The organism is Paraburkholderia sp. (assembly GCF_047605525.1).
Classification (GTDB): domain Bacteria; phylum Pseudomonadota; class Gammaproteobacteria; order Burkholderiales; family Burkholderiaceae; genus Paraburkholderia.
On sequence record NZ_JASGFN010000012.1, the window covers coordinates 144,819 to 157,585 of the forward strand.

General features: G+C 57.3%; 9 protein-coding genes. 1 reads left to right on the forward strand and 8 read right to left on the reverse strand.

The genetic code is table 11. The annotated features are described in order from the left end of the window. Positions 1 to 127: 127 nt before the first annotated feature. The 8 genes from QM685_RS18745 to QM685_RS18780 all read right to left on the reverse strand — a co-directional run bounded on the left by QM685_RS18745 (position 128) and on the right by QM685_RS18780 (position 11,004). A complete protein-coding gene (locus QM685_RS18745; RefSeq protein ID WP_415118025.1) occupies positions 128 to 787 on the reverse strand; it encodes an aspartate/glutamate racemase family protein in 660 nt (219 codons plus the stop codon). A 90-nt stretch (positions 788 to 877) separates the two neighbouring features. Then, positions 878 to 1,720 carry a hypothetical protein gene (locus QM685_RS18750; RefSeq protein ID WP_415118027.1) on the reverse strand — a complete coding sequence of 281 codons (843 nt, stop codon included), beginning with the start codon at positions 1,718 to 1,720 and terminating at the stop codon, positions 878 to 880. Positions 1,721 to 1,934: 214 nt separating this feature from the next. Then, on the reverse strand, positions 1,935 to 3,317 hold the full coding sequence (locus QM685_RS18755) for an MmgE/PrpD family protein (protein ID WP_415118029.1): 1,383 nt from the start codon (positions 3,315 to 3,317) through the stop codon (positions 1,935 to 1,937). Positions 3,318 to 3,706: 389 nt separating this feature from the next. Next, positions 3,707 to 5,188: an NAD-dependent succinate-semialdehyde dehydrogenase gene (locus QM685_RS18760; RefSeq protein ID WP_415118031.1), complete on the reverse strand. Its 1,482-nt coding sequence runs from the start codon at positions 5,186 to 5,188 to the stop codon at positions 3,707 to 3,709. 33 nt (positions 5,189 to 5,221) lie between these two features. Beyond that, on the reverse strand, positions 5,222 to 6,244 hold the full coding sequence (locus tag QM685_RS18765; RefSeq protein WP_415118033.1) for a zinc-dependent alcohol dehydrogenase family protein: 1,023 nt from the start codon (positions 6,242 to 6,244) through the stop codon (positions 5,222 to 5,224). Positions 6,245 to 6,378: 134 nt separating this feature from the next. Beyond that, positions 6,379 to 7,764 (reverse strand): MFS transporter, encoded by a 1,386-nt coding sequence (locus QM685_RS18770; protein ID WP_415118035.1) that lies wholly within the window; start codon positions 7,762 to 7,764, stop codon positions 6,379 to 6,381. A gap of 698 nt (positions 7,765 to 8,462) precedes the next feature. Next, the gene (locus QM685_RS18775) at positions 8,463 to 9,539 is read right to left on the reverse strand and encodes a tartrate dehydrogenase (protein ID WP_415118037.1); all 1,077 of its coding nucleotides are present in this window, start codon (positions 9,537 to 9,539) and stop codon (positions 8,463 to 8,465) included. A gap of 721 nt (positions 9,540 to 10,260) precedes the next feature. Next, positions 10,261 to 11,004, reverse strand: coding sequence for an SDR family oxidoreductase (locus QM685_RS18780; RefSeq protein WP_415118039.1), 744 nt, complete (start codon positions 11,002 to 11,004; stop codon positions 10,261 to 10,263). A 737-nt stretch (positions 11,005 to 11,741) separates the two neighbouring features. Here QM685_RS18780 and QM685_RS18785 point away from each other — a divergent pair. Then, positions 11,742 to 12,656 carry a LysR family transcriptional regulator gene (locus QM685_RS18785; RefSeq protein WP_415118041.1) on the forward strand — a complete coding sequence of 305 codons (915 nt, stop codon included), beginning with the start codon at positions 11,742 to 11,744 and terminating at the stop codon, positions 12,654 to 12,656. Positions 12,657 to 12,767 lie beyond the last annotated feature (111 nt).

Genomic DNA, 12,767 nt, shown 5'->3' on the forward strand with positions numbered 1-12,767 from the left:
TGCCGAACTTCCTCACGTCCGAGAACTTCAATTGCACTTTCTGGCGCCCCAAGCCAACGATGGCATGAAGATCAGTTCCAATAGCCCGTATCGACTGTTAACCGCGAAGTACTGCGGCGCCAGCGGCCTAACGGACGTTCGCGAGCGCGCGCTTGAGCGCGGCAACACCGCTACGCGGGCTGGACAACACCGGAACGCGAATCCCATCGAGTTGCGGAACCAGTCGCGCCATCGAAACCTGTGCCAGCACAACGACATCGACCTCCTGTGCCAGGGCCGAGATGGTGCTTTTCAGGATCTCGTCGTGCTGCGCGGCATTTCCGCCCAGCAACGCCTCAAAGGCACCCTCGGCGATCCGTTCCATGACCTCGATAGTGCGGCCGAGTTCGTCGGCCTTCTTCCTGATCAGTCGGACGGTGGGTTCGAGTGTCGTCGATACCGTCGCGACCACGCCGATGCGCCGGCCGACCGCGCTCGCTTCCTCCGCCATTGCTTCATCGATTTTCAGAATGGGCGTGCTAACAAAGTTGCGCACCGAATCGACGGCTTCGCCCACCGACGAACAGGCGTTCAGAATGATGTCGACGCCCATCGCCTGCGCATTGGCCATATACGACTGGATCCGGCTAGCCACGGCCGGCGTCAGATGGCCGGCCGCACGAACGTCATTGAGCAGACTGTCGTCCATAATGTTGATAACACGCGCATCAGGGATCTGCTCGCTGATTTGCTCCTTGATCGGCTGGACTGTCACCGGCCCAGTGTGAACCACAGCAATAGTAGTCATGACTCGATCCTGCTCCCGCAATATACGGATTGATTGGACACGCCTCGAGGTATTACCAGCTACGCGGCCTCGCCGCGCCGAAAAGCGGCCTTAGAACGTAGGAAGCACCAGGCGGAAGAACTCCGTCTCCTCGACGGCCTTCAGCGGCACCGGGCCCTCGTTCGCCTCGAACTCGAACGCGGTGTGAAGACCGTATTCCTTCCCTTCAAAGCTCACTTTCCCCTTGCTCAGGAACAGGAGTTCGATCGACGACTGCATGCCAGCGGCGAATGTCGCACCCGCCTCGATGTTCACAAAGCCAAGCCGGGTGTTACGCTCCGTAAAGGAACCCAGCCACTTCGAGAAGACGCCCTTCGTTTCTTCGGGAATCCACTGAAAACTGGCCGGATTCATCAGCACGAGGTCCTCGTAGCGAGGCTTCGCATATTCCAGCTTGTGACCCGTCACTTTTTCGAAACAGGCCTCAAAGCCATCCTGATTGTGCTTTTTCCCCGACTCGTCGTACCAGGTAAAGATGCCATCCTTGAATTCACCCTTGCTCTTCAGCTCCTGGTTTGCTGCCTCACGCTCTTCCACGCTTACGAATCCGTAGCCCGAAGCACCGCCAAACTGGACGACCATCATTTCCAGACCTTCGGGGCGAGCCTGCGGTCCGTAGTACACGCTCTCGGGAAAATAGCCAACCCAGCCTTCCGGCATGCTCTTCCCTTCTCCGTACGGAAAGCTGCCCTTGATCACGTAACGAACCTGGTCAAAGTTGTGGCGGTGGCTCGGGGCCGCCCACCCGCCTGCGCCCGTGCGCCCAACGTTGATGAGGTAGTTGTTTGGCGAACCGGTCTTACCCTGCAGCAGGAATTTTTGCTCGAGAACACCTTCCCGCATGTTGCTGCCAATTCTGCCGTAGTCTGTCGTCGAGGCCTCTGAAACTCGCATTTGACCCTCCTTATGGTCTAGATCTGACCGCCTTAATGCGGCTACGCCTGACGGTGCAATTTGAAGCATCCGTAGGCCGATAAGATTCGTTATCCTACATATTTACCAAGATCTTTCAGCGATCTCGCTGGCCGTATCTCACACTTACACCATTTCTCGAGGACGCACGGATCAACCGTCTTTCCGAACTTCTCATTGAATGGCCGGAAACCCTCTATACGAGCGCCTTGATCACCTCGGTAACGTCGTCAACTCCCTCCAGCGCCTGCACCATCTCCGGAACCCTTCTGATCCCGCTTTCCGAGGGCGGAACTGCTGCAACTGAAACGCAGCTTACAAATTTATCCACAAGTCGCGACCAGTCGAGCGGCGCTTCCTGACTACCGGGGATGTTGTTTCCAAGGCGTTCAAAAAACTGCCCATTTCGCGTCACGATTTCGATTCGTCCATCAGGAAGCTTGAACGTCCAGTTCTGGTCAGGGTCCTGAACCGGTACGACCTTCGCTGCCATCGCCAGAACCTCGGGATCCCTTAGCGCTGCCTCGCTGAAATCGGCGATGTCGACCTTGCCTTTGCTTGCCGCGACACCAACAATGAAAGGCAGACTCATCTTTGCGTCGACGAGCGTCTTCGGCGCACGGCGGACTTCCAGCGGCGTGCACATGGTGTACGTGAAATCACCGACAAACGTCCGGATCGTCTCAATATCCTTTGCAGCGATACCCTGTTCCTTCATCAGTTCGATAACTGCATGGATATACGTGTGCGAATTCCCAACCGCGGGCCAGGCCTTGTACAACGTCGTTCCCCCAAGAAATTGCTCGCCCAGTCCGTCGAGCATCTTCTCGCGGTCGTACTTTCCGCCAAAATAGACGTTGAAAATTCCTGCCTTCCCTTCGAACAGGGTGTTGATTCCGGTGATACCCTTTTGCGCAAGCAACGCAGCAATCACGACGCCCTTCGCCGTGAATCCGGCGTACATTCCACGCAAGTCGCTGCCAGTGGCGAAAATCACTTCCATCGTCCCGCAGGATTGCTGGCTCGCAATGCCAAGCGCGTGAGCCGTCTGCCCGGCAGAAAGTCCAAGCACGTGGGCGGCAGATGCAGTTGCCGAGAAGGCGCCCACCATCGACGACAGATTCCAGTTCTGATTCCATCCGACGTTACAACGCAGCCGCGCGAAGAGGTCCTGCCCAATCGCTACCGCGGTAAGCAGTCTTTTCCCAGAAACGCCGCCCATACGCTCGGCGAGCGCAAAAACGGACGGCACAATGGAACTGGCCGCGTGCGCGCCCCATGGAGTCTGGTCATCGAAGTCCAGGCAGTGCGCCATGGCGCCATTCGCAAAAGCCGCTGAAATTGCCGGCAGCTTCCCGCCGAATCCGAGAACCGTACTTTCCGGACTTCCACCGCCCTCCTGCAGCAAATCCACCAGCGACCGCACCGCCGGTTCCATGCCACTCGCAGCTAATGTCACACCCAGAGTATCGAGAATCGTTTTCTTCGCGCCCTCAATGGCATCTGGGGATAAATCTTCGTAGCGAGCGCCGGCTACGAAATCAGCGAAATGATGGCAGAGATCCAGGTCGTCGTTCATGAAGATATTGCTCAGATAATCCGGTACAGCGAATGTATTCGCGACTCAGCGCGCCACCGTCATCGGCCATCACGCATGGGGGTTTCATTTGCGTCCTGTCGAACGACCGAACGCCCGTTTCTGTTGCACACCGTGCTCCCGCTGGCGGTCTGATCGTGCAGTTGATTTTGCGCGTAGGAGTTGTTCAAGTACAGTTCGTTTTCTTCTATGGCCTGGTAAGCTTCGCTAACGCAGACGACCACGAGGAGACGTTCCACCGATCCCTTTGCCTGAACAGTTACTCCGTTCAATGCCCGAGACTGAGTCCCCCCGGGTTGCGAACCTGTCTCGCCTTGAAAGAGGACCTGCGTCGCACACGGACTCGCGGCGTCATCGGAAACGCAAAGCCATCAAGATAGCGATACATACTTGACGTTCTGGAATGCGCGCAGTCCTTCGATGCCGCCCTCGGAGAACATCCCACTTTCCTTGTGTCCGCCAAATGGTGTTTCGGGATAGGTCGCTCTCCACCCATTGCAAATGACATTGCCAGCCTCGAGATCAACTGTAGCCCGATGAAGCGTTTTGAAGTCGCGAGCATGGACGTATGCTCCAAGGCCATATGGCAGGCGGTTAGCCAGAGTTATTGCTTCCTCGTACGTGTCGAATGGTGTCAACGCCGCGATTGGGCCAAACGGTTCGATGTTCGAAAGCTTCGCTTCGATAGTCGCATCGGCCACGATCGTCGGTTCATAGAAGAACCCGGGGCGGTCAAGGCGCCTGCCCCCCGCCGTGACACGAAGGCCGCATCGCCTCGCATCATTAACGAGGTCTTCTACCGCCCTGACACGTCTTTCACTCTTCAGAGGCCCCATCCGGGTCGCAGGGTCAAAGCCACATCCAACCACTACCTTTTTCGCCTCAGCAGTCATCGCCTCAACAACATCTGCGTAGGTGGAACGTTGAATATAGAACCTCGTTGGTGCGAAACAGACCTGCCCGGAATTGGCGAATTTTGCAGCGACCGCCCGCGTGACAACAGTCTGCACGTCAACCCCATCAAAGACCAGGACTGGTGCGTGCCCACCCAGCTCCATGATCGGGCGCTTCATGTGTGCAACGGCTTGCTGTGCCAGCAGCTTACCGACCTGCGTCGAACCCGTGAAAGTCACGGCCCGGGTCACCGGGCTTTCGAGCCACTTGCTCGAAAGCATTACGGGATCGCCTGACAGGACAGAGAGAACGCCAGCGGGGAGCCCGCACTCATACACGATCTGTCCCAGTGCGAACGCGCACGCAGGCACCTCTTCAGACGCTCGGAGCAATATCGAGCAGCCCGCAGCGAGCGCGCCGGACATCTTGCGCGACGGCGTAACCAGTGGTCCGTTCCACGTCACAAAGGCTGCCACAGGCCCGACCGGCTCGACGAGTACCAGTTGTCGCGCATTGCTCTCTCGCGACGGAATCACCCTGCCATACGCGCGCCGCCCCTCCTCAGCTGCCCATTCCCACATTCCCGCGGCCACTTCAATCTCGCCAAGGGCCTCATTCCACGGTTTGCCAAGTTCAAGTACCAGCAGTTCGGCGAGTGCTTCGGCGCTTTCGCGTATCCGGTCCGCGACCCTGCTTAACAGTTTGCTGCGCTCAAACACAGCCATCTTTCGCCAGACATCGAAACCGGCGCTCGCTGCAGCGAGCGCTTCGTCCGCGTCAGCTTCGGTTGCCATCGACACAGGGCCAAGAGTGGTGCCGGTCGTTGGATCAATGACGTCCAGGGTTGATCGACCATCACCGTATTTCATCTCACCGGTAACAAGCTGACCCAGCTTCGGATAGCGTTTGATCGCCTCCGCCCTTGTAGTAGTCATCTGCTTTCCTGTATTCCGTTTCATGAGCAACGATTTTCTGCATGGCTAAAGCATGCTCTACATCAGGAACACGCCCTTGCCCCCGCTTTGACGGTTGAAGGACTGATACGCCTCTTCGGCCTGATCGAGTCTCCATCGATCCGTGAACAGCCTGTCAAGATCGATTCCCCGCTCGACTACAAAATCGGCACAGGCTTGCTGACCCGGGATTGACATCGTCCAGGACGTCAGGATGCGCAGTTGTGTCCGAAGGTACTTTGCCAGTAAAAAGCTGAACTCGGCGCCAATGCCGACAAGGCATACGGTGCCCCATGGGCTTACGGAGTCGAGAGCATCCCGGCTCGCCGCGGCTGCGCCTGAAGTCTCCAGCGCGACACCTGCTCCCTTTCCGTCGGTCAGTTCGTGGATCGCGTCAACAACCCGACCGTCCTGGGGGTTTATCACTGCGTCTGCGCCGAATGTTCTGGACGTGCGGCGTCGACTTTCATCGATGTCGAGTGCGATCACCATGGCACCCTGAGCCTTTGCAAGTAATGTCGCTGAAAGTCCGACGGGGCCCTGACCGAATATCGCCACGGTATCGCGACCGGTTAGCCCAATGCGTTCGAACGCACCCCATGCCGTACCCGTTCCACACGAGATGGCCGCACCGGCCTCAAAACTCAGTCGTTCATCCAGCGGCACCAACGTGCTGGCTGGCACCTTCATATAGGGTGCATGTGCGCCATGTGCATCCGTGCCATATACCGTGACCGGCACTGTTCTGCACATCTGTGGCCAGCCCGAGCGGCAGTCAGGGCAGCCCCTACAGCCACTGTAATGATGGACCATAACGCGTGCACCCACGCGCGCATGAGGTTCAATGACGCCAGGGCCGACCGCAACCACGACTCCGCATGGCTCGTGTCCCGCGATGACAGACCTTCCGGGTATGGTTTGCGGCTGGCGGTAAAAATGCAGATCACTTCCACACATTCCGGAAGCCTTGATTTCCAGAACGACTTCGCCAACGTCCGGCGTCGGGTCCGGGAACGTTGCGAGCTCAAGAGTACAGTTGCCACGAAAGACAATGCCGCGCATATTCCGATTCCCTCCTTTTTCTGGTTCCAAGATGTGCGATTCACCGCAGGCCGACCGGTAGCCGCGTGAGGCCGTTCGTGGAACGCTCGCGACATCCTTGCCTTCCCCGACCTGGCAAGCCGTTTCCTCTACGACTAGCGTCGGTAGGCGCGATGCGTCAGCACATCGGGAGGCTCGGCGTTCTCTTCCTCGGGTTCCAGCGCCTCAAGAGACTGCTGGTTGGTTTCAATTCCCGCAAACAGCATGAGCGCAGCAACGAAGAGATAAGCCCCTGCAATTGCGCCTACTACACCGGTGATGCCGAATCGATTAAAAAGCGCCAGCACAATGAAGGGCGAACCAATCAACCCCAGTCGACCGATCATCTGAGCAACGCCACCGCCACGGAAGCGGTATTCGGTCGGGAACAGTTCCGGTGTCGTACCAAGACCCAGCGTCAGGAAAATTGCAACCGCCGACACGAGCAGAAAGCCGCAAAGTACGATCAGAATGGAGGAACTCAGGAACGGATAGATTGCGCCGAGAACCGCGCAGACAGCACCGAAGAGCATGATTGCAGAACGGCGTCCAATGCGGTCCGAGATGTACGCAAGGAAAAGAGGTCCAGCGATCCAGCCCCCCATCATGGCAGCGTTGAAGCCGAGCGAATGGGTAACGCTCATGCCCTGCTTGACGAAGAAGGTCGGCATCCATCCGGTAAGGCTGTACGAACCAAACAGACAGATGACGTTGACGATAATCGCGAGTATCGTCCGCCGGAGGATCTTCCTGGAGAAAAGCGCAGAAATCGGTACCCAATGTGGTTCTTTCGCCGGCGTCTGCTGGCCGCCGGGCAGCGGTTGGGTGATACCCGCCTCTTTCTCAATGGCGTGCAGGATCTCTTCTGCTTCAGCGTTGCGGCCAACGCGCTCCAGCCAGCGGGGTGACTCAGGCAGGTGGCGACGCATCCACCAGACCCACAGCGTACCAACGCCACCAATCACAAACATCGGGCGCCAACCCAACCAGGGAATCACGATCGCAGCGACTACCGAAGTAATAAACACCCCTGACCCACCAATCAACGCAAGCAGACCCAGATATCTTCCACGGTAAGCAGGAGGCACGAACTCGATGATCAGCCCATATCCCATCACGTACTCGGCGCCCATCCCGAGCCCCATCACAAATCGGCATGCGATGAGCCAGGACATGGATGGCACAAACGCCGAGAGAATCGCCAGTCCGCCGAAGATGGCAAGATTGAACTGATACGCAAACCGCCGCCCGAAGCGGTCACTCAACCATCCGGCAAGTCCCGCACCGATTGTGAGCCCGAAGAAGGTGGCGGACATGAACAATGAATTCATCTGCAGCGTCGACCAGCCACTGTGCAGCATCGACGCCAGGACCGAACTCGACAGCGTATTGTCGAATGAATCAAAAAACATGCCCATGCCGACCAGCCACAGGACACGTGTATGGAAAGATCCGAGCGGGAGCCGGTCAAGTCGTGCGCCGGCGTTCACATTCCAGGACATTGAAAGCTCTCCTCAGAAGCACATTACTTGCGGCATTACCTACGTATTGCGTCGCAACAAAAAGTGCGGCACACTGAACCCATGCAGGCATCCGCTGCATTGAGTCAAAGTGAATGAACCGTGATCTACGGAGATAAGAGCCTGCGGCGATCCCATCTCCGCGTTGCAGAGATGAGCAATCCTGCCGATCCGGACCGTCTGCCTGACACAGTTAGGCAGTAGAGCCGCGGTGAGTCGGATGTGGGTTTGCTGGCAGCTCCAGCGCCCATACTCGAGACCTTGTCGTAGCGCAAGAGTGCGGCGGGCTTCGGGTGCAAATCGTCTCCGTATTGAGGTAACCTAGGGTCGCCAACGTTATATATTTAGTTTGCGCCGTCACCGCCATCGCCGTACAGTTTGTTTTTCTCTGTTCGACGGTAAGCTTTGCTGACCATAAGCGCTGCGGACAGACAGAGCTTCGTAATCTCCTGTGCGTACTGGCTGCCACGTCGGCAACCAGCCACCGCACTGATTTCTCGAAGCAAGGAAGACCACTCTACCTGAGTAGTGCTTCGGTCCTTGGCAGGCACACGTCCGAGGCCCCGGCTGTCGTAAATCGGGCGTACACCCACAATGCCCTTTGCCCTGACCACCCTAATGTGACGCGACTGCGTCGGTACGGGGCTGGCTCGCTCGTCAGCCCCTGGAAGCGCGCTGAATCAGCCCTGAACTTTGCTGACCAGTGCGCAAACGGCGGCAGTTACCTGCGCGGTGGTTGCCTTGCCGCCGAGGTCGCTTGTATGAAGGGATGGATCGGCAGTAACCGCTTCGATCGCTCGCATGACGATCGCCGCGCCCTCAGATTCGCCGAGGTGGTCGAGCAGCATCACGACCGACCAGAATGTCCCGATGGGATTAGCGACTCCCTTGCCCATAATCTCGAAGGCCGATCCATGGATAGGCTCGAACATCGACGGATAGCGCCCTTCGGGATCGATGTTGCCGGTCGGAGCAATGCCCAGACTGCCAGCGAGCGCGGCGGCCAGATCACTCAGAATGTCGGCGTGCAGATTGGTCGCGACGATCGTGTCCAGAGTCTCGGGACGGTTGATCATGCGGGCCGTCGATGCGTCGACGAGTTCCTTGTCCCATTTAACGTCAGGGAACTCTCTTGAGATTTGCAGTGCAATTTCGTCCCACATCACCATCCCATGGCGCTGGGCGTTGCTCTTGGTAACGACAGTCAGCAGCTTTCGCGGGCGTGACTGGGCAAGACGAAATGCGAAGCGCATGATGCGCTCAACGCCGGCACGCGTGAGGATCGATACATCGGTTGCCGTTTCGATCGCGTGTCCCTGGTGAACACGTCCTCCCACGCCGGAGTATTCCCCTTCCGAATTCTCCCGGACGATGACCCAGTCCAGTTCTTCCGGCTTGCATCGCTTCAGAGGAGCATCGATGCCGGGCAGAATGCGTGTCGGGCGCACGTTTGCATACTGGTCAAGCCCCTGACAGATCTTAAGGCGCAAACCCCACAGCGTGATGTGGTCTGGCACGCCGGGATCGCCTGCAGAGCCAAACAGGATCGCATCCTTCTTACGGATTGCGTCAAGGCCATTCTCAGGCATCATTACGCCGTGCTCGCGATAGTAGTCGGCACCCCAGCCGAAATTCTCGAACTCGAAACCGAAGCAGTTCGTAGTGCTTGCTACGGCTTCGAGGACTTGGCGGCCAGCGGGAACCACTTCCTTGCCAATTCCGTCCCCCGGTATCGTCGCGATGCGATAGCTTTTCATATCACCATTCTCAAATTAAAAACGCCGCAAATCATACGCTTCTCCATCTGGAAGAGTGTGCGCTATGCATTGCAGACAGCCTGGACGAAGAAGGCTGCTGACCCAAGGTAGGTCATGGCCCAGAACACACCCGACGCATGGGTGATAATTCTGCCGTCTCACGGTTATACATAAGTCGTCACTCCCGCCCCCCAAGACAGCCCGTGGGATTACGAGGCGGTTACCCGCAATCCCTTGCCTATGCTGGCACTAATATCTCGGTCTACATACCCGGAATACATACTACAGATACTGTCGACATCGTTATCGTGATTTCCGGAGAGATCCGAGCGGTGGTTGAGACGACGCTAGCAATGGTCTTTTTCCCAATGAAGTCTGATACGAGCGGAATGCCGCAGCTCTTACCATGAGCGCTTCTATGAGCAAATTGTGAAAGCGGTGAATCGCTCATTGGCCTCGCTGCGTACCGATATCTTTGATGTCCTACTTCTGCACCGCGCCGATGTACCGGGCGAACCGGACGAGGTCACGCGAGTGTTCGACGAATTCACGGTTACCGCCAAGATACACGCGTTCGATCTTAGTCACCATCGCAGACACCCCATGCATCTGGGCGGCCTTGATCGTCGGTGAGTGTGCCGCGTTCTCGTCAATACCGGCCGCCAACACCTGTACCGTGATGGATTCGCTCGCGTGAAGGTTTCACGCGTCCGCTACCCTTTCACCAGGGCTGGCTGGCTGGTCCAACCGTGAACTCATTGATCGTCGTGTCTTCAGGCTGATCTATTGCGAACGCAACGACGCTGGCGATCCGATCCGGCGAAATTCCGTACATGTCATATATACCCTGCATCTGGCTGAGCGTCTCCTTCTGACTGATCGTCGCCAGGAGCTCCGTATTGACGGCCGCGGGATAAATCGTTGCAGTGCGAATGTTTGTTCCTTCCATTGCAGATTCCATACGGAGAACTTCCATGAAGTCGCGCAGGAACCATTTCGTCCCGCCATAGACGGCGCCACCCGGATAAGCCTTGAGTCCTGCAACCGAAGATGTAGCAATAACATGTCCGGATTTCTGTTTAACGAAGATCGGTAGTACCGCTGCGACACCGTTCAGAACACCCTTGACGTTGACATCAACCATTCGATGCCAGTCATCGGTTTTCAGAGCAGATAGCGGCGAATTTGGCATAAGACCAGCATTGAGAAATATGGCATCAACGCGGCCAAAGGTACTCCTGGCAAGCTCAACGACGTTGTCATTCGCAGATTGCTGAGTGACATCCAGCGCTTGCCAGACCGCGCGACCACCGTCCTGCTCAATCTCGTCCGCGATGCGCTTCAGTTTGTCCTCACGTCGTGCACCGAGCACAACATGGGCTCCTTTGCTGGCCAGCAACTTCGCAGTCGCCTCTCCGATTCCAGATGATGCGCCGGTGATGATTACAACCTTATCCTCGATCATGATTGCCCTCTTCTATTACTGATATGGTTTGAAGGAACGCACTGCCAGGCATCAGTATCCGCGACTGCAACCGATTAATCTGTATTGTGCCTGGCCTCGACGACAGTTCACCGCAGGAAATCCAATGCGATGCAGCAGATCCGGAGCGTTCAGATCGGCAGTACGCGTGGCCACCATTGCTAGGGGCCAATAGTTGGCGCCGGACGTCCAAGAACGATTGAATCGCATCGCATGCGCACAAGCTCCGCCGTCACGTGTATCGCTCAAGCATCAACATTTGCTTGAGGCATGCGAATCCTGTTACGGTTCCGGGTATCTCCCCTCAGGGTCATACAACTTGCGGCTGCAGCGTAGGCCGTCACCTATGCGTAGCGCCGATTGCGTTGCACCTAAACCTGGTCACGAGCCGCTCTCGTAGATGGGCTATTCCAGATTCCTAAGTCTGCTACTCGCTCAATCATGGCTTTCGGCGGAAAAAAATGGTCGCGCACCAACCCTTGGCATGCCGCCACATCTTCAGGTAACGCATCTACGAGCCCGACGGATGCTTCAGTCAGCAGAACATCGGAACACAGTCATCGCCTTTCACTTCAGGCTGACATCGGATGGTGCCAGTTGCTGCTCGTCGACTTCTCCTAGCCGATGATGGTCTCCCACAGGTCAGCACTTTACTACCTGATGAATTCTTAAAGGCCTTATAAGATTTGCTAATCAATGTTCCATGAGATACTCCACCAATGGTTAGACGGAACCTCAATGACCTTCTGTATTTCGTAATGGTCGCGCGCGAGGGCAGCTTCACCCGTGCAGCTGCGATACTGGGCGTGACGCAATCGGCGTTAAGTCAGGCCATTAGCGGCCTTGAAGCACGGCTCGATATCCGGCTGCTCACGCGCACCACCCGCAGCGTCTCGCCCACTGCCGCGGGCGAGCGCCTGTTGAAAACCATCGGCCATCGCCTCGACGAAATCGACGCCGAGCTGGATGAACTAACCGAGATGCGCGATAAGCCCGCCGGCACGGTGCGAATCACCTGCGGCGAGCATGTTCTCCGGACGACGCTCCTACCCAAACTTACGCCGCTGGCACGCGAATATCCCGACATCAAGGTCGAATTCGACGTCAACTACGGCTTCAGGGATATCGTCGCGGACCGCTTCGATGCAGGCGTTCGCCTCGGTGCCACTATCGACAAAGACATGATCGCCGTTCCCGTCGGGCCACCGTTGCGCATGGCGGTCGCGGCCTCGCCAACGTACTTCGAGACCCATCCTGTTCCCAGAAACCCACGTGACCTGCTCAATCACAACTGCATCAATCATCGCATGCAGACGGGGGGAGGACTTTTCGTCTGGGATTTCGAGCGCCGTGGCCAGAAATTGAACGTGCGGGTAGATGGTCAAATCATCTTCAACACATCTCCCAGCATGGTGGATGCAGCACTCGCTGGCCTCGGTATTGCATTTCTTCCGGAGGCGGAGTTCGCGCCGCACATCGAGGACGGCCGCCTTACTCGCGTTCTCGAAGACTGGTGTGCGCCATTCCCCGGGTATCACCTTTATTACCCAAGCCGCAGACAACCTTCGCCTGCGTTCGCACTGGTCGTCGACGCACTGCGCGCGGCTGGCCCGACAGATTCAAAGCGGCGATAACACCTGTTCGGCCTCGTCGAATGATACATCGCCCTCGTCTTATCAAGGTGACCACAGGCGTTGGGTATTGATTTCAGCACCCGTACCGGATGAGGCAACCCCACCGCGCTC